This is a genomic window from Cobetia sp. MC34, assembly GCF_018340035.1.
Taxonomy (GTDB): domain Bacteria; phylum Pseudomonadota; class Gammaproteobacteria; order Pseudomonadales; family Halomonadaceae; genus Cobetia; species Cobetia amphilecti.
The window spans coordinates 1-18,014 of the sequence record NZ_JADPPY010000049.1; the positions used below are offsets into that span (position 1 = coordinate 1).

The 18,014-nt window shown below is 62.2% G+C and carries 17 protein-coding genes; 14 read left to right on the top strand and 3 right to left on the bottom strand.

Annotated elements, in window-relative coordinates; all coding sequences use genetic code 11:
- Nucleotides 1-97: 97 nt before the first annotated feature.
- From IZU87_RS16100 to IZU87_RS16110, 3 genes are all read right to left on the bottom strand, one after another.
- A complete protein-coding gene (locus tag IZU87_RS16100) occupies nt 98-1,492 on the bottom strand; it encodes a hypothetical protein (protein WP_213115200.1) in 1,395 nt (464 codons plus the stop codon).
- On the bottom strand, nt 1,482-2,297 hold the full coding sequence (locus IZU87_RS16105) for a hypothetical protein (RefSeq protein WP_024952514.1): 816 nt from the start codon (nt 2,295-2,297) through the stop codon (nt 1,482-1,484). The genes IZU87_RS16100 and IZU87_RS16105 overlap by 11 nt, the downstream gene beginning before the upstream one ends.
- Before the next feature lie 115 nt (nt 2,298-2,412).
- The gene (locus IZU87_RS16110) at nt 2,413-3,405 is read right to left on the bottom strand and encodes a site-specific integrase (protein WP_024952515.1); all 993 of its coding nucleotides are present in this window, start codon (nt 3,403-3,405) and stop codon (nt 2,413-2,415) included.
- Between the two features lie 653 nt (nt 3,406-4,058).
- On the opposite strand from IZU87_RS16110, the gene urtA reads away from it, so the two are divergent.
- The 14 genes from urtA to zigA all read left to right on the top strand — a co-directional run bounded on the left by urtA (nt 4,059) and on the right by zigA (nt 17,777).
- A complete protein-coding gene (gene urtA, locus IZU87_RS16115) occupies nt 4,059-5,333 on the top strand; it encodes an urea ABC transporter substrate-binding protein (protein ID WP_035160076.1) in 1,275 nt (424 codons plus the stop codon).
- Between the two features lie 134 nt (nt 5,334-5,467).
- On the top strand, nt 5,468-7,120 hold the full coding sequence (gene urtB, locus IZU87_RS16120) for an urea ABC transporter permease subunit UrtB (protein ID WP_249330681.1): 1,653 nt from the start codon (nt 5,468-5,470) through the stop codon (nt 7,118-7,120).
- A 3-nt stretch (nt 7,121-7,123) separates the two neighbouring features.
- Complete coding sequence (urtC, locus tag IZU87_RS16125) at nt 7,124-8,305, top strand: urea ABC transporter permease subunit UrtC (RefSeq protein WP_213115201.1); 1,182 nt, start codon at nt 7,124-7,126, stop codon at nt 8,303-8,305.
- Nucleotides 8,302-9,129 carry an urea ABC transporter ATP-binding protein UrtD gene (gene urtD, locus IZU87_RS16130; RefSeq protein WP_175089551.1) on the top strand — a complete coding sequence of 276 codons (828 nt, stop codon included), beginning with the start codon at nt 8,302-8,304 and terminating at the stop codon, nt 9,127-9,129. Before urtC ends, urtD begins: the two co-directional genes overlap by 4 nt.
- A gap of 47 nt (nt 9,130-9,176) precedes the next feature.
- On the top strand, nt 9,177-9,926 hold the full coding sequence (urtE, locus tag IZU87_RS16135; protein ID WP_175089581.1) for an urea ABC transporter ATP-binding subunit UrtE: 750 nt from the start codon (nt 9,177-9,179) through the stop codon (nt 9,924-9,926).
- Nucleotides 9,923-10,861, top strand: coding sequence for an urease accessory protein UreD (locus IZU87_RS16140; protein WP_175089552.1), 939 nt, complete (start codon nt 9,923-9,925; stop codon nt 10,859-10,861). Before urtE ends, IZU87_RS16140 begins: the two co-directional genes overlap by 4 nt.
- A 40-nt stretch (nt 10,862-10,901) precedes the next feature.
- Entirely contained in the window at nt 10,902-11,204 is a 303-nt protein-coding gene (gene ureA, locus IZU87_RS16145; protein ID WP_024952521.1) for an urease subunit gamma, read from the top strand.
- Between the two features lie 11 nt (nt 11,205-11,215).
- Nucleotides 11,216-11,545 carry an urease subunit beta gene (locus tag IZU87_RS16150; RefSeq protein WP_175089553.1) on the top strand — a complete coding sequence of 110 codons (330 nt, stop codon included), beginning with the start codon at nt 11,216-11,218 and terminating at the stop codon, nt 11,543-11,545.
- Nucleotides 11,546-11,702: 157 nt separating this feature from the next.
- Nucleotides 11,703-13,406 (top strand): urease subunit alpha, encoded by a 1,704-nt coding sequence (gene ureC, locus IZU87_RS16155; protein ID WP_175089554.1) that lies wholly within the window; start codon nt 11,703-11,705, stop codon nt 13,404-13,406.
- A gap of 48 nt (nt 13,407-13,454) precedes the next feature.
- Nucleotides 13,455-14,093: an urease accessory protein UreE gene (locus IZU87_RS16160; protein WP_175089555.1), complete on the top strand. Its 639-nt coding sequence runs from the start codon at nt 13,455-13,457 to the stop codon at nt 14,091-14,093.
- On the top strand, nt 14,083-14,784 hold the full coding sequence (locus tag IZU87_RS16165) for an urease accessory protein UreF (RefSeq protein WP_175089556.1): 702 nt from the start codon (nt 14,083-14,085) through the stop codon (nt 14,782-14,784). Before IZU87_RS16160 ends, IZU87_RS16165 begins: the two co-directional genes overlap by 11 nt.
- 81 nt (nt 14,785-14,865) lie before the next feature.
- Nucleotides 14,866-15,504 carry an urease accessory protein UreG gene (gene ureG / locus IZU87_RS16170; RefSeq protein WP_175089557.1) on the top strand — a complete coding sequence of 213 codons (639 nt, stop codon included), beginning with the start codon at nt 14,866-14,868 and terminating at the stop codon, nt 15,502-15,504.
- Nucleotides 15,505-15,609: 105 nt separating this feature from the next.
- Entirely contained in the window at nt 15,610-16,194 is a 585-nt protein-coding gene (locus tag IZU87_RS16175) for a HupE/UreJ family protein (protein WP_175089558.1), read from the top strand.
- Nucleotides 16,195-16,520: 326 nt separating this feature from the next.
- Nucleotides 16,521-17,777: a zinc metallochaperone GTPase ZigA gene (gene zigA / locus IZU87_RS16180; protein ID WP_175089559.1), complete on the top strand. Its 1,257-nt coding sequence runs from the start codon at nt 16,521-16,523 to the stop codon at nt 17,775-17,777.
- Nucleotides 17,778-18,014 lie beyond the last annotated feature (237 nt).

Consider the following 18,014-nt stretch of genomic DNA (forward strand, 5'->3'; position numbering starts at 1 on the left):
GAGCTGGGCCGCTTCCAAGCGAAATTCCGGGCTAAACGTTCTCTTCTTCGTCATCATCTGCACCTGATTGTCTCTGTGAGCCATCATACACTCAAAGTCAGGTGGCCAGATTCACTGTGCCACTACAACTCTTGGTCAGAGGCTGAGTTGTCGCTTCGCTCAATTGATTGAGGGGTATCGCGAGGGCGTCCGGTAGGCGAAGAGGCAGGGGTGGGCTTTGTGACGGTGCATGAATGACAGGAACGTAGAGTGTGTTGCTATCGGGGACCCACTGCAGTGATTGATTCCGCGACACCGTCGCAGTGCAGAGCAGTGCCTCCTGCTCGACACCCGTCACACGGAGCTGACTGAGACGTTCGGGGGCAATACCTGTTGCGAGCACAAGCTGCACCAGCAGTCTGGCATCAGGCGGGAAAGGTAATGTCAGTATTCTTCGGATCTGCCCTTGAGTGGTGGCGAAATTCGACAGACTTCCCAGGCTCTGTGCGATAGAGGTTTGCTGGCGTTTGCGCGCGATCACCCTGCAATCTTGCGGTGTCAACAGGGTATCTCCCTTGTGATGAAAGGGCGCTTCCACTTCTTCTTGTGGCTGAGAGATCTTGTCTGGTTCGAGACTGGTGTCAACGTCCTCGTTGTCGTCCGAGAGTCGTGCGGTAACGAGTGTCTCAGATAGTTCAGGACTGGAGGCAACCGATGAAAAGTCGCGCTTGAATGAGTCGTGAAAAAAGACGGAGCGTTGTGGGAGCCGCTTCGCGTAGGGCGCGCGACGAGTTCCGATGGGCAGGTAACCGGAGAGCAATTCCTGGGCCTGCTGCAATTGGTCATACAGTCTTGGGTTGCCGTTTTTCAGCCACGGGATATGTTTACAGGCGCTGAGTAACGAGAGATTGGCAGAACGATGCCACGCGATCGGGTGCTGCCAAAGTGGCAGCATGTACTTCAATGCGACATGTAGGGTCGATAAATGCTGGTAATAGAGATTGCAATCGACAGAAGGCCCCGAGTGATAGCCGGCCATGTCGCGCAAGGCAAGACGAATCAATCGGCGATTGTGCTCGATGGGGGATGGCTCGCCATTGCTTGGCAAGAGTTCGAAAGCGTGTGTTGAGGTCGTGCCATGGCGCGCGAGCTGTATTGCCTGGTTTGCGATATTGGCTCGCACCATGGAGGGAGCGAATTTATCGGGAAAGGTCAGCTGGCTATGCAGTGGGTGGCTCTGACGAATCGCCTGTAATGGTCCCGGCGCAAGAGGGAGTATCCTCAGGAGTTTGTTGATGAGGTCGAGCAACTCAGGATCATTGTCATCCGCTGCCTGAATATGAGCGGATATCCAGAGATCCGCCTGACTACATGGGGGAAGATTACAGTGAAGAAACGGCCATAAGCGCGTTTCCTCCGAAGCCGACAATACCACGTCATCTAGTTGTTCTTCCCACTGATGAAGGATGGTTTCGGGGAGCCATGTCTTGCTTTCGGGAGTATCATCCATCATGAGGAGGACTCCCTTCCTCGTCCAATAGATCGCCAAACAGGTCGTCAACCCTTTGTGCTACATGGGACCTGCGAGTGGGTGAGGTGGCTGGCCTCGTGGTGTCTGGGGCGGAGCCCGATGCTGATTGGTACCGAGCGGATGGAATCGGCTTGGGCGCTGGGGGAGTGAGGGGCACTGATGTTGGCGCCGCTTTTTGTGCCTCGTTGTCCTTGCTTGTCTCGGGGGAGAGTGGCTCTGAGGCTCCGCGATCATCGTCGAGACTCCGCTGGCCTTTGGGGCTGTGGGCACGTTGCAGTGTGCTCTTCGCCCAGCGGCCCTGGGTCAGGATCATGAGACTCTTGATATCCAGGGTGGGTTTCGATAACCCGAACACGATACGGGCCAACTTCTCTTCCAGCCCAGGCTTCTCATTGAGCTGCTTGATGAATGCACGGGCTTCCATCACGTGTGAGGTGTTGAAAAGCTCCTGAGGTAGCACCTCTGACAGATAGCGCAACACCTCCAGCTCCTCGTAGGTGAGACCTTCACGGTCCACCTCAAACACCTTGAGGGAACGGAAGTTCTCGAGAGATGACTCTCTGAGTTGTCGCAGGAGCATGCCATGGGTGAGCAGCTCGGTGTGGCCCTGGGCACCGACAAGCACGATGGGGAGGTGGCTGAGCAGCAGGCCCTTGTATGAAGGGGCCTTGCCTTTGCGTGGAGGCGGAAGGGAGATGAGATCGCCAAGAGAGCGTCGTGAAAGATTCCGTATCTTGCCTGAGATGGAAAACTCAGCCTCAGGCAGGGGCGTGTAGGTATCGGTCATGAGCTCTCCCTTGCGTCTTATTAATTATCTCATCCTTATAGTAGGATAAATATCATCTCATCGACCCCGCTGGAAGTGCTGCCGTCCTTGGCAGCGCCTTTCAGGGTGCGAGCTATCAAAAGATGTCATTGCCCGGGTCATGCATGTCATCCGCCAGTCGAATGTAGCGTTCGAAAGTCTTCTGATCACGATGCCCGCTGATGCGCTTTATCTGTTGATCGCTTTTCCCACGAAGATGCGCTTCGGTAATGAAGCCGGCACGAAAGCTGTGGGTGGTGAACTTTTCTGCACTGAGGTTGGCGCGCTGTAACGCCTTCTTGAGTAGATTGCCGAACGTGACGGGGTGCATTCTGCCGGCCCCCACTCGATCTGCCTGATCGATGGAGCGATATAGTGCACCTCGACGAATGCCACTCCAGGCAAGCCAAGCCTCCAGTAACGTCACTGGGCAGCAACGCCCGCCGGCTGGATTGCGGGGGAGCGTCTTCTGTTCGATCCGTCCGCTTTGATTGGTTTTGCTGTGGCGCAACGTGATCACGATACCGGCATCACGCCATTCGATATCCTCTCGGTAGAGCGCGACGACCTCACTTGCGCGAAACGCCCCGTAGAAGCACAGGCAGAACATGCTGGCATCACGTAGATCTCGGGGAGCATCTAGGTCCAGAGCTTGCAACAGCTGTTGCAAATGATGGAGCCGCAAAGCGGGGGCCTGGCGCTGTCGTCCATCACTCTTGCGATGAATCCCCTTCAATACCCCTTTCACTTCCAGGCTCAGCGTGGGCGAGGGCAACTGCATATAGACATGCCAGGTACCCAGCGAGCTGGCGTGACGAGAAATCGTGGCAGGCTTGCGTCCTTTGGCATGCATCTCCGCCAGATAGTTGGCGACCTGATGGGAAGTGGCGGGGAGTGAGTAGCCGGCTTTCAAGAAGCCCCGGATATCTGATCGAAATGCCAGGATGGTGTTCTTTGCCATGCTGTCAGCCAGTAGCCGTCTCGCGGCGCGTGACAATTGCATGTTGCCTGTCAGCTCATGGCTCTGCTCTTTCCCGAGCCATGGCGTGACTTCGCTCGGTAAGCGTCCCGGTTCCTTTTCAAGCGACATGCTCACCTCCTGATGGTGTCAATCCATCGAAGTCAGAGGGTGTTATCCAGCACGGGGCGTTTTCACGCCTGGATGAATACCGGTATGGCAACGGGATGGTCATGAAGCACCTCGGTTGATCAGTAGTGTGGGGCGTCGACGCTGTGACGCCTGTGACTTGCGCTGTTGTTCGCAAGTCCCACCTACGCTATCGGGCTTCGTGCTTCAGGGAAGGCGATCTGCAACGGCCTGACGGCCGCACTCCTGCAGTCTGTATGTCAGAAGTCGCTGTCCTCATAGAGAGGGGAAGGGCTGTTAAAAAGGGGTTGATTTCGCAGAGACATCATGTGGACGGAAAGTCTGTCGAATGCGATATGCACCAGTACGCAACAATATAAAACCAGTCTAAGAAGCACTGTGAAACAGAGGCTTATATGAGGTGTTTGTAGAAAGCTCACCATGTTGGTGCGCTTTCTACATGAAGGAGATTTTGTTGCTCTGTTTCGGTGCACTTAAGGTATGTGTGCATCTCTCCAGACAACGCGTTACGAGGGTGATTCCCCTATACGGGTGCGCTTGATCACGGGCTGGCACATCGATTGCACTACTTCAATCGGGACAACAAGTACAACAAGACACGAGGGAATGTCGTGAACAAGAAAATCGCTGCCGCAATGCTATCCGCCTGTGTCGGTTTCTCGCTGGCCAATGTCGCCCAGGCAGAAGAGGGGCCGATCAAGGTCGGCATCCTGCACTCACTGTCCGGCACCATGGCGATCAGTGAATCGACACTGAAAGACACCATGTTGATGCTGATCGAGAAGCAGAACGAGCAGGGCGGGCTGCTGGGACGCAAGCTAGAGCCTGTCGTGGTCGACCCGGCCTCCAACTGGCCGCTGTTCGCCGAGAAGGCGCGTGAGCTGCTGGCGCAGGACAAGGTCGACGTGATCTTCGGCAACTGGACGTCCGTCTCGCGCAAGTCGGTGCTGCCGGTGGTCGAGGAGCTCAACGGCCTGCTGTTCTATCCGGTGCAGTATGAGGGCGAGGAGTCCTCGGAGAACGTCTTCTACACCGGAGCGGCGCCCAATCAGCAGGCGATTCCGGCAGTGGATTACTTGATGAACGATGTGGGCGTGGAGCGCTGGGTGCTGGCGGGCACGGACTATGTCTATCCGCGTACCACCAACAAGATCCTGGCCGCCTACCTCAAGTCGAAGGGCGTGGCGGACGCGGATGTGATGGTCAATTACACCCCCTTCGGCCATTCCAACTGGCAGTCCATCGTCTCGGATATCAAGTCCTTCGGCAGTGCCGGCAAGAAGACGGCCGTGGTGTCCACCATCAATGGCGATGCCAATGTGCCGTTCTATCGTGAGCTGGCCAACCAGGGCATCAATGCCGAGGACATCCCGGTGGTGGCCTTCTCGGTGGGCGAGCAGGAGCTCTCGGGCATCGATACCGCGCCGCTGGTCGGCCACCTGGCCGCCTGGAACTACTTCATGAGCGTGGACAGCGACACCAACTACGACTTCATCGATGAGTGGATTGATTACACCGGCAAGGAAGATGCGGTCACCAACGACCCGATGGAAGCCCACTACATCGGCTTCAATATGTGGATGGAAGCCGCGCGCAAGGCCGGCAGTGTCGAGGTCGATGCGGTCAAGGACGCCATCATCGGTGTCTCGGTGCCCAACCTGACCGGCGGCTACGCCACCATGATGCCCAACCATCACATCACCAAGCCGGTGCTTATCGGCGAGATCCAGGACAACGGCCAGTTCTCCGTCGTCTGGCAGACCCCGTCCACCGTGGCAGGCGATGCCTGGTCTGACTATCTGGAAGGTTCCAAGGACCTGATCAGTGACTGGCGCAAGCCGATGGAATGCGGCAACTACAATGTCGTGACCCATTCCTGTGGGGCTCAACAGAGCGTTGCGACGCAATGATACGTAGCACGTTCTGAGAGCGAGGCGGCGTGCAGGGGAGCCTGCATGCCGCCTCGTTGAGTGTCAGCTCCGAGGCCGCGATGCCCGCGGAGACTGACGACGCCTTTGCGCGTTCACCATGGATGGCCTTCTTGATGTCTATCTCCGTTGCAATAATGTTCCGCGGGTGCTGGCAGTGGATGCTGTTGGTCTGTCTGCTGTCATTCCCCCTGTTTGCCGCTGCCCAGTCCGAGTCTGCGACTGGCCAGTCTGCGCGCCTGTCTGATGGCGCTGCTCAATCCCTGTTGACCCGGCTCGCCGAGGCACGCAACCCGGCCAAGCCAGCCGTGATCGATGAGATCGCGATGAGCGGCGATGCACGTGCACGTGGCTGGCTGGAAGCCTTTTCTGCCAGCAAGCTGGCTCGCCTCAAGGACGCCGAGCGCTTCTTGATCATCGACAACAATCGCGGCCGCGAATGGGCCGTTTCCGACGCCCTGTCGGGAGAGTCGGCCGGCAAGGTCTCGCGCCGCGACTTGAAGACACTGCGCAGCAACAACTCGCTGCGTGGGCATATCGATGGCGTGCTGTCGATGATCGACCTGTCTTCGCCGGATGCCGAGGTCAGACTCGCGGCGGCGCGCGGCCTGCGCGGCAGTGTCGATGAAGCCATGGCCGAGCGGTTGCCGAGCCTGATCGAGCAGGAAGGCGATGACGCTATCCGCGCCACGCTCGAGGAAGGGCTCGCCATCCAGCAGCTGGAAGCCAATGGCGACCCCGCAGCGCTGGACACACTGTCCGGCAGCCTGAACGCCGCCGCGATCGCTGCCATCAATGGCGCCGTGGCGAGTGATGATCCGCAGCTGGCCCAAGCCGCCAAGGTGGCGCTGGCCGGTATCGAGCAGAACCTTCAGCTCAACAGCGGGCTCGAGACGCTCTACTTCGGCCTCTCGCTGGGCTCGGTACTGGTGCTGGCCGCCATCGGGCTTGCCATCACCTTCGGTGTCATGGGCGTGATCAACATGGCGCATGGCGAACTGATCATGCTGGGCGCCTACACCACCTGGGGCATGCAGCAGCTGCTGCCGGGGCAGCCGGGGCTGGCGCTGTTGCTGTCGATTCCGGCGGGCTTTCTGGTCGCGGCGGCGGTGGGAATCGTCATCGAGCGCAGCGTCATCCAGCACCTCAAGGGGCGTCCGCTGGAGACCTTGCTGGCCACCTTCGGCATCAGTCTGATCCTGCAGCAACTGGTGCGTACCACCATCTCGCCCTTGAATCGCATCGTGGTCACGCCGGAGTGGATGAGTGGCTCGCTGATGATCAACGAGGCGCTGTCATTGACGCTCAATCGCCTCTACATCATCGGCTTCGCACTGTTCGTGTTCGCCGGTCTGATGCTGATCATGCGCCGCACCCGTCTCGGCCTCGAGGTGCGGGCGGTGACCCAGAACCGTGCCATGGCGCGCTCGATGGGCATCAAGGCAACCCGTGTCGACATCATGACCTTCGCGCTGGGCTCCGGTGTGGCCGGCCTGGCCGGTGTCGCGCTCTCTCAGATCACCAACGTCGGGCCGAACCTGGGCCAGAACTACATCATCGATTCCTTCATGGTCGTGGTGTTCGGCGGGGTCGGCAATCTGTGGGGCACGCTGGTGGCCGGCATGTCGCTGGGGCTGCTCAATCAGTTCCTCGAGCCCTGGGCGGGTGCGGTTCTCGCCAAGATCGTGGTGCTGGTCTTCATCATCCTGTTCATTCAAAAGCGCCCGCGGGGACTCTTCCCGCAAAAGGGCCGCGCCGCGGAGGGTTGATCCATGCCTGATTCACGTTCCTGGCTGGCTCGCCCCTTTACGGAGCGCTCCACCCAGATATTCCTCGCGGTGCTGACGCTGTCGGTGCTCGCCATCACGCTGCTGCATGTGCTGCTGCCCGAGGGGCATCCGCTGCATGTCAGCACCTTCACCGTCACCCTGCTGGGCAAATACCTGTGCTACGCGCTGCTGGCGGTGGCGGTGGATCTCGTCTGGGGCTACCTGGGCATTCTCAGCCTGGGTCACGGCGCCTTCTTCGCGCTGGGCGGTTACGCCATGGGCATGTATCTGATGCGCGAGATCGGTGACCGCGGCGTCTATGGCAATCCGGAGCTGCCGGACTTCATGGTCTTCCTCAACTGGCAGGAGCTGCCGTGGTTCTGGCAGGGCTTCGACATGCCCGGCTTCGCCTTCCTGATGGTGCTGCTGGCGCCGGGGCTGCTGGCGCTGGTGTTCGGCTTCCTGGCCTTCCGCTCCCGCGTCACCGGCGTCTATCTCTCGATCATCACCCAGGCGCTGACCTTCGCCTTGATGCTGGCGTTCTTCCGCAACGAGATGGGCTTCGGAGGTAACAACGGCCTGACCGACTTCAAGGACATTCTCGGCTTCGATCTGCGCACGGATGCGGTGCGCATCGCGCTGTTCATCGCCAGTGGTGTGGCGCTGGGGATCGGCTATCTGCTGTGTCGTGGCATCGTCGGCTCCAAGCTGGGGCGGCTGAGCATCGCCTGCCGCGACGCCGAGGCGCGCACGCGCTTCCTGGGCTACCGCGTCGAACGTGTCCAGCTGTTCATCTTCGTGGTCTCGGCGATGCTGGCCGGGGTCGCGGGAGCGCTGTACGTGCCGCAGGTCGGCATCATCAATCCCGGCGAGTTCTCGCCGCTGTTCTCCATCGAGGTGGTGGTGTGGGTGGCGCTGGGTGGCCGCGCGACGCTCTACGGCGCCGTGCTGGGCGCGCTGATCGTCAACTACGCCAAGACGGTGTTCACCGGCATCATGCCGGACGCTTGGCTGTTCGCCCTCGGCGGCCTGTTCGTGCTGGTCACCGTGCTGCTGCCCAAGGGCATCGCTGGCCTCTTCGCCCAGCGTGGCTGGGGCAGCCGCTCGCAGTCGTCCGCGGCCAAGACCGAACCGCCGTCCGAATCGGCATCCGGTTCCCGTCCCATCGAGGAGGCCACCGCATGAGCCTGTTGAAAGAGATGGCCACGCGTGACCGCGTGTTCGACTTCCTGACCCCGCGCATCTCGCCGGTGGACGTGACCCACGGGCCGATCCTCTATCTGGAGGATGTCAGTGTCAGCTTCGATGGCTTCAAGGCGATCAATGACCTCAACCTGACCATCGACGATGGCGAGCTGCGCTGCATCATCGGCCCCAACGGCGCGGGCAAGACCACGATGATGGACATCATCACCGGCAAGACGCGCCCCGACAGTGGCTCGGTGTGGTTCGGCAGCCGTCACGATCTTCTGCGCATGAGCGAGCCCGAGATCGCCACCCTCGGCATCGGGCGCAAGTTCCAGAAGCCCACCGTCTTCGAGGCGCTCAGCGTGTTCGAGAATCTCGAACTGGCCATGGCCACCGACAAGCGCATCTTTCCGACGCTGGCCGCGCGCATGAGCGGTGAGACCCGCGCCAGGATCGAGGAGGTGCTCGAGACGATTCACCTCAAGGAGTGGCATGCGCGCGAGGCGGGCATCCTGTCCCACGGCCAGAAGCAGTGGCTGGAGATCGGCATGCTGCTGATGCAGAAGCCGCGGCTGCTGCTGGTCGACGAGCCGGTGGCCGGCATGACCGAGCAGGAGATGGAGCGCACCGCGGAGCTGCTGACCAGCCTGGCGGGACGCCAGTCGGTGGTGGTGGTCGAGCACGACATGGGCTTCGTGCGCTCCATCGCGCGCAAGGTCACGGTATTGCATCAGGGCGCGGTGTTGGCGGAAGGCAGCATGGATGCGGTATCGAGCGACCCGAAAGTCGTCGAGGTCTACCTGGGAGAGAGTGACGGATGACGCAAGCGCTGAACACCAAGGCACCGATGCCGAGCGGCGAGTCGCCGCTGCTGACCATCGACACGCTCAACCAGTTCTATGGGGAAAGCCACACGCTGTGGGACCTGACGCTGGAGATTCCCATTGGACAATGCACCTGCGTGATGGGCCGCAACGGCGTCGGCAAGACCACGCTGATGAAATGCATCATGGGCGAGGAGAGCGTCCGTGACGGCAAGCTTCTGTACCGCGCCGATGGCGATGCCAGTGGCAGCGACTCCGGTCGCGATGCCAGCAGCAATGAGCCGCTTGATCTGACGCGGCGCAAGCTCGAGGAGCGCGCGCGGCTGGGTGTCGGCTACGTCCCCCAGGGGCGGCAGATCTTCCCGATGATGACGGTGGAAGAGAATCTGCGCACCGGGCTTGCCGTGCGCCGCGATGGCATGCGCAAGATTCCCGATCGCATCTATGAGCTGTTTCCCGTGCTCAAGGAGATGCGTCATCGCCGCGGGGGCGACCTCTCAGGCGGCCAGCAGCAACAGCTCGCCATCGGCCGCGCGCTGGTGATCGAACCGCGCCTGTTGATTCTCGATGAGCCCGGTGAGGGCATCCAGCCCAATATCGTCGCCCAGATCGGCGAGGTCATCCGTCGCCTGATCAATGAAGACGGCCTGACGGTGCTGCTGGTCGAGCAGAAGCTGCCCTTCGCGCGCAAGTACGCTGATCGCTTCGTGATCATGGATCGCGGCCGCCGGGTGGCCGAAGGCGAGATCGCGGCGCTGTCCGATGAACTGATCAAGCAGCACCTGACCGTATGACGATCCGATGCGTGATTCCCGCTGACGGCGCGACGGATGCCGTGCGCAGTGAGGCCAATGCCTCCGGCCACCGCTTCGATGACCAGCGCCAGTGGCAGGCCGCGCTGGCGCTGCGGTTCGAGGCTGACTCCCGAGACACCAGTGATAGCGGGCGCGCCATCACCCGCCTGACGCGCAGACGCCATCATGGCCCGCTGCGCGTGCAGCGGCCGTTCTACCCCGAAGGCCGCCACGGCTGCTGCCACGTCTATCTGCTGCATCCCCCCGGTGGGCTGGTCAGCGGCGATGCGCTGCAGATCGAGGCCGAGGTGGAGGAGGGCGCGCATGTGCTGTTGACCACGCCGGCGGCGGCCAAGCTCTACAAGGCGGATCGCAATGGCGTGGCCTGGGGCCAGCATACGCATCTCAAGGTCGCCGACGGGGCCACCCTGGAATGGCTGCCTCAGGAGACGCTGGCCTTCAATGGCTCGCGCGGTGAGCAGACCACTACCCTCGAGCTTGCCGGCTCTGCGCGCTGTCTGGGCTGGGAAGTGCTGGCACTGGGGCGCCCGGTCGGTGAGCTGCCCTTCGTCAGCGGCCATCTCGAACAACGCTTTCGCCTGACCCGCGACGGCAAGCCAGTGTGGATCGAGCGCCAGTCGCTGGACCCGCTGCATCCGCGCTTCACCGGGCGCTGGGGGCAGGGCGGTTGCAGTGTGCAGGCCACGCTGTGGGCGGTCGGGCTCGAGGATGAAGCGGCGGCCATCGAGACCCTGCGTGAGGCATTGCCTGCCTCCCCGCGCTGGGCGGTGACCCGCCGCGAAGGCGTGTTGCTGCTGCGCTATCTGGGCCATGAACGCAACGAGGCCTGGGCGCTGTGCCAGCAGGCATGGCAGCTACTGCGCCCCCTGATGACGGGGCTTGAGGCACAGGTGCCACGTATCTGGCTGACCTGATCTCGAAAGCCCACTGAATGACAACCACAAGAGCCACGACATGGAACTGACGCCAAGAGACAAGGACAAGCTGTTGCTGTTCACCGCAGCGCTGCTGGCGGAACGCCGCAAGGCCAAGGGCCTCAAGCTCAACTACCCGGAATCCATCGCCTTGATCAGCGCCGAGATTCTGGAAGGCGCCCGCGAAGGCTTGAGCGTGGCCGAGCTGATGGGGCGCGGCGCGGAGGTGCTGACCCGTGACGACGTGATGGAAGGCATCGCCGAGATGATTCCCGAAGTGCAGGTCGAGGCGACCTTCCCGGACGGCACCAAGCTGGTGACCGTTCACAACCCCATCGTGTGAGGCGAGCAATCATGATTCCCGGTGAATATCTGGTGGCGGACGGCGAGATCTCTCTCTGCGAGGACCGCCTGCGCACCACGCTCTCGGTCGGCAATACCGGCGACCGACCGATCCAGATCGGCTCGCACTATCACTTTGCCGAGGCCAATCCGGCGCTGGTGTTTGATCGTGAGGCAGCCCTCGGGCAGCGCCTGGACATCGCCGCCGGCACGGCGATTCGCTTCGAGCCGGGGCAGACGCGTGACGTCACGCTGATCCCCTTCGCCGGCAGCCGTCATATCTATGGCTTCCGTGGCGAGGTGATGGGGCAACTCAAGGATGACGGCAGTGTCCAGCGCTGAGCGAGCGACGCTCCTTCCGGCAGACGTCAGGCAATGGCGCTGACAGGCATTCAGTTCGGCGCTCACTTGGCGACTGCAGTTCAGAAATTGCGGCTTAGCAACTGCAGCTCAGAAGCGTTGGCTTAGAAGCTGTGGCTCAGGGATCAAGAGGCAACCCATGAAGATAACGCGACAGGCCTATGCCGACATGTACGGCCCGACCACCGGGGACCGCGTGCGTCTGGGCGATACGGCGCTGTGGATCGAGGTGGAGAAGGATTTCACCCACTACGGGGAAGAAGTGAAGTTCGGCGGTGGCAAGGTGATCCGCGATGGCATGGGTCAGAGCCAGCGCGCCGATGAGAGCGTGATGGATACCGTGATCACCAATGCGCTGATTCTGGACTGGTGGGGCATCGTCAAGGCGGATGTCGGCCTCAAGGCCGGGCGCATCGCGGCCATCGGTAAGGCGGGCAACCCCGACACCCAGCCCGATGTGGATATCGTGATCGGCCCGGGCACCGAGATCATCGCCGGTGAGGGCAAGATTCTCACCGCTGGTGGAGTCGATCCGCACATCCACTTCATCTGCCCTCAGCAGGTGGAAGAGGCGCTGATGAGCGGCATCACCACCATGCTCGGCGGCGGCACCGGGCCTGCCACCGGCACCAATGCCACTACCTGTACGCCGGGGCCGTGGCATATCGGCAAGATGCTGCAGGCGGTGGACAGCCTGCCGATGAACATCGGCTTTCTCGGCAAGGGCAATGCCTCGCTGCCACAGGGGCTGGAGCAGCAGATCGAGGCCGGCGTGATCGGCCTCAAGCTTCATGAGGACTGGGGCACGTCGCCGGCCTCCATCGACAACTGTCTGACCGTCGCCGATGCCTATGACGTGCAGGTGGCGATCCATACCGACACCCTGAACGAGTCGGGCTTCGTCGAGGACACCCTGGCGGCCTTCAAGGACCGCTGCATCCACACCTTCCACACCGAAGGTGCCGGTGGCGGCCATGCCCCGGACATCATCACCGCCTGCTCGCGGCCCAACGTGTTGCCGTCCTCCACCAACCCGACGCGCCCCTACACCATCAACACGGTGGACGAGCACCTCGACATGCTGATGGTCTGCCACCACCTGGACCCGAGCATCCCCGAGGACGTCGCCTTCGCCGATTCGCGCATTCGCCGCGAGACCATCGCCGCCGAGGACATCCTGCACGATCTGGGTGTCATCTCGATGATGTCTTCGGATTCCCAGGCGATGGGCCGTGTGGGCGAGGTGATCTGTCGTACCTGGCAGACAGCGCACAAGATGCGCGAACAGCGCGGCCTGCTGGCAGAGGACAGCGAGCGCGGCACCGACAACTTCCGTGCGCGCCGCTATATCGCCAAGTACACCATCAACTCGGCCATCACCCACGGCATCGCCCACGAGGTCGGCTCAATTGAAGTCGGCAAGCTGGCGGACCTGGTGCTGTGGTCACCGGCGTTCTTCGGCGTCAAACCGGCGTGCATCCTCAAGGGCGGCATGATCGCCGCCGCACCCATGGGCGACCCGAATGCCTCGATTCCCACGCCGCAGCCGGTGCATTACCGCCCGATGTTCGGTGCCTTCGGCAAGGCAGCCAGCGCCACGCGCCTGACATTCGTCTCCCAGGCGGCGCTCAAGGCTGGTGTCGGGGAGGCGCTCGGGCTCGACAGCCCGCTGTCCGCCTGCCGCGACGTGCGTCAGGTGCGCAAGTGCGACATGAAACTCAATGACGCCTGCCCGGAGCTCAAGGTCGACCCCGAGACCTACGAAGTCTTCGCCGACGGTGAGCTGCTGACCTGTGAGCCTGCCAGCGAGCTGCCGCTGGCCCAGCGCTATCACCTGTTCTGAAGGCCTGTTTCAAGTGCCTGTTCTGATTCCCTATTCGAGATTGACGCCATGATGGAACTGATACATCGCCTGCCAGACGCCAGTGGTTCAGGCGACCCAGCGAGCGCTCACACCGATGCCGAGCTTCTCGACACCCTGACCCTGCCGCTGGAACTGCGCATCCGCGGGCGCCTGCGAGCCACCACCGACGGCGGGCGCGAGGTCGGCCTGTTTCTGGATCGCGGCCCGGTACTGCGTGACGGCGATCGGCTGGCCTCGCGCGAGGGTGAGGTGATCCGCATCCGCGCCGCGGATGAGCCGGTAGTGACTGCCCACATCGCCGCCGGGCGCCCGATGGCCGCGCTCTGCTATCACCTGGGCAATCGCCATGTGCAGCTCGCCATCGGCATGCAGACGCCTGACGCTGATGCTGAAGGAAAGGGCGAAGCAGCGAGCGCAACCGGCTGGGTGCGCTTCCCGCCGGATCACGTGCTGGAAGAGCTGGCCGAGCGTCTGGGTGCGACCCTCATCCATCACGAGGCGCCCTTTGACCCTGAGCCGGGGGCCTATGCCCAGGCGGGGCAGGGGCATGCTCACTCACACGGTCATGGCCACGGCCACTCACATGCTCACGACCATGCGCATGCCCATGAGCACAGCCACGGCCATTCTCACAGCCACGCCCATGAGCACACGCATGAGCACTGATGCTATGGCGGGCCTGCCGGCGCAGGAGGATCTGGCGCTGCTGGGGCTGTTGCAGCTGGTGAGTCCGGCCTTGCCCATCGGCGCCTTTGCCTGGTCTCAGGGGCTGGAGAGTGCCTTCGAGCTTGGCTGGGTCACTCAGGAGCAGGAGCTTGGCGAGTGGATCGACGGCGTGCTGGAAGACGGGCTTGGCCGTTGCGAGCTGCCACTGTTGGTGCGTCTGCAGCAGGCGTGGGCCGAGGGGGATGCAGCGGCGCTCGACGAGTGGGATGGCTGGCTCAAGGCGACGCGTGAAACCGCCGAACTCAGCGATGAGGACGCGCGTCTCGGGGCGGCGCTGCTGCGCCTGCTCAGAAGTCTCGAGCTCGAACCGCCAGTCGCGCTGATGCCCCAGGCGCCCGGCTACGTCACGGTGTTCGCCTGGGTGGCGCATCAGCGTGGAGTGCCACCGCGTCAGACCTTGATCGGCTTTGCCTGGGCCTGGCTCGAGAATCAGCTGGCGGTGGCCTGCAAGGCCATGCCGCTGGGACATACCGCTGCCCAACGTCTGACCGAGCAGCTACGCCCCCGCGTGGTGGAGGTCGTCTCACAGGCGCTTGCGCGTCTGGATGATGAGCTTGGCCCGATATTGCCGGGACTGGCACTCGCCTCCGCACAGCACGAAACACAATATTCCCGTCTGTTCAGGAGTTGAGCCAAGGCCGCCTGTCTTGAGGCGGCGGCGCCTGAACCGACCGACATGAACGTCTGATATCTCACGAGAAAGGAAGCTGCCATGAAGCATTGTCTACGCGTAGGAGTGGGTGGGCCGGTGGGCTCCGGCAAGACGGCGCTGCTGCGCCAGCTGTGTCTGGCCCTGCGGGATCATTACGACATCGGGGTGGTCACCAATGACATCTACACCCGCGAAGATGCCGATTTCCTGCTGCGCCATGAAGCGCTGGACGCGGACCGCATCCTCGGGGTCGAGACCGGTGGCTGTCCGCATACCGCGATTCGCGAGGATGCCTCGATGAATCTGGCCGCCATCGATGATCTGCAGGCGCGACACCCGGACATGGAGCTGGTGCTGGTGGAATCCGGCGGCGACAACCTGTCCGCGACCTTCAGCCCCGAGCTTTCCGATCTCACCCTCTATGTGATCGATGTCTCTGCAGGCGACAAGATTCCGCGCAAGGGTGGGCCGGGCATCACCAAGTCGGATCTTCTGATCATCAACAAGATCGACATCGCCGAGCAGGTGCATGCCTCGCTCGAGGTGATGGATCGCGATTCGCGCAAGATGCGCGGCGAGCGTCCCTTCGTGTTCGCCAATCTGTATGACGGTGTCGGGCTGGAGGAGATCATCGCCTTCATTCTGGATCGCGGCATGCTGCCGGAGCGTCGCCCGCAAAAGCTGGCGGCACAGGCCTGATGGCGCCGCGTTTTCTGCCGCTGGCTTAGGATTCATTGTCTCCCGGCATTCGTCTCACCACGGGGGGCGGGGGGGATTCATCATCATCTTGTTCAGGAATGACACATGAAGCGTTCTCACTCCGCACTGCTGGCCACCTCTCTGTTGCTGGTGGCGACCTCGGCTTCTGCACACCCCGGTCATGATGCCCAGGGACTGATGGCCGGCCTGACGCATCCCTTCACCGGGCTGGATCACCTGCTGGCCATGCTGGCCATCGGCATCTGGAGTGCGCGTCAGTCGCGAGCCTTGACGCTTGCCACGCCGCTGTTGATGGTCGTCGGCATGCTGGCGGGGGCGGGCATCGCGCTGCTCAGCGGTGGGCAGGCGCTGCATGCGCTGATCGCCGAGCAGGGCATTCTGCTCTCGGTGCTGGCCTCCGGTGCGCTGGTGGCGCTGCTGCTGCGTCTGCCGACCCTGGCTGGCGCCGTGATGGTCGCCGGCTTCATGGCCTGCCACGGCTTCGCCCATGCGCTGGAAATGCCGGCGGCTGGCAGCGCCGCGGGCTACATGGCGGGCTTCGTGGTCGCGACGCTGGCTCTGGCGTTGCTGGGCCGTGCTATCGGCCAGCGCCTGATGGGGGTGCCTGCCATCGCCTCCCGTCTGGTGGGTGGGGCGGTGATGGCCTCTGCCGTCATGATGGCGGTCTGATCGTCATCTGAGAGTTGCACGCGGCCAAAAACGCACCGCTGATTGCACCACTTCACGCCCCGCTGGCAAGCCAGCGGGGCGTTTTTGTCTTCTGGAGGAAGGGGGTAAGGGATTGCTTTTCAGAAATGTTATAACGTATCATTTTGGGGTCGAGTGGATGATGGCACATTCCTCGACCTGCCGCGCAATCGTGCTTGCTGATGCAATCCCTCAGTCAAGGACTCCGACAAGGGCTCTGACAAGGGCTCTGTGAGACAAGCCCTCATGGGCGTCATGCAGCACGTGATTCGGCGTGATGCCCCCTCATGAATCCAAGGCAATGACTGATGACAACTCTGCAATCGACTTCCTCTCCTGACAGGCCCGATTCACTGCCTCCGGCTCTGCCAGTCACTGTGCTGTCCGGCTTTCTGGGCGCCGGCAAGACGACGCTGCTCAATCACATCCTTGCCAACCGCGAAGGGCGTCGAGTGGCGGTGATCGTCAATGACATGAGCGAGGTCAACATCGATGCCGCCATGGTGCGTGGCGCACCCGGTGCGGACAACGAGGTGACGCTCAATCGTGCCGAGGAGCAGCTGGTCGAGATGAGCAATGGCTGCATCTGCTGCACGCTGCGTGAAGACCTGCTCATCGAGGTGCGGCGACTGGCCGAGGAAGGGCGCTTCGATTGCCTGGTGATCGAATCCACCGGCATTTCCGAGCCGCTGCCGGTGGCGGAAACCTTCACCTTCGAGGACGAAGACGGCCAGTGCCTCTCCAGTGTCGCGCGTCTCGACACCATGGTCACTGTCGTGGATGGCGCCAACTTCCTCACCCAGTATCGCAAGGCGCAGTCACTGGCCGAAGCGGGGGAAAGCCTCGGCGAAGACGATGAGCGCAATGTCGCGGATCTGCTGGTCGATCAGATCGAATTCTGTGATGTGCTGTTGATCAGCAAGACGGACCTGCTCGATGCCTCACAGCTTGCCGAGCTGAGCGCGGTGCTGCGCTCGCTCAACCCGGAGGCCGAGATTCTGCCTATGACGAAGGGCGCCGTGCCGCTTTCCAAGGTGCTGGACACTGGCCGCTTCAGCTTCGATCGCGCGCAACAGGCATCGGGCTGGCTGAAGGAGATGCGCGGCGAGCACATGCCGGAGACCGAGGAATATGGCATCTCGAGCTTCTCCTACCATGCGCGCGTGCCGTTCCATCCCGAGAAATTCCACCAGTTGCTCCACGGTGACTGGTTCGGTGGCAAGCTGCTGCGCTCCAAGGGCTTCTTCTGGCTGGCCACGCGGCCGCAGTTTGCCGGGCAGTGGAACCAGGCCGGTGGCATCGCGCACTACGGGTTCGGCGGCATGTTCTGGAAGGCAGTACCTGAGGTCGAATGGCCAGAAGACCCCGAGTATCTGGCGTCGATCCGGGAAAAGTGGCAGGAGCCGTTCGGTGACATGCGCCAGGAGCTGGTATTCATCGGTCAGAACCTGGATGAAGCCCGTATCCGCCAGGCGCTGGACGAGTGTCTGCTCGATGACGCTACGCTGTTGGCGGGGAAGGAAGCCTGGCGTGATCTGCCAGACCCGTTCCCCGCCTGGGAATGAGCGGCGGCATCTGAGTTTCTGATCTGCTGACACTCGCCAAGACACCCCACTGATCCGCGATCAGTGGGGTGTTCTGTTTCTACGTTCCTTGCAGAGATGGCCTTCCCGTTAACCCGCCTTATTCACGAGTGCCCTGATCGGGCGGCTTGAAGTGGCTGGCCGTTGGGTTCTCGCACCAGGGGCGCTATCTACGCCGTAACGGCCCGCTGAATCATGCCCAAATGCTGCTCTTCTGTC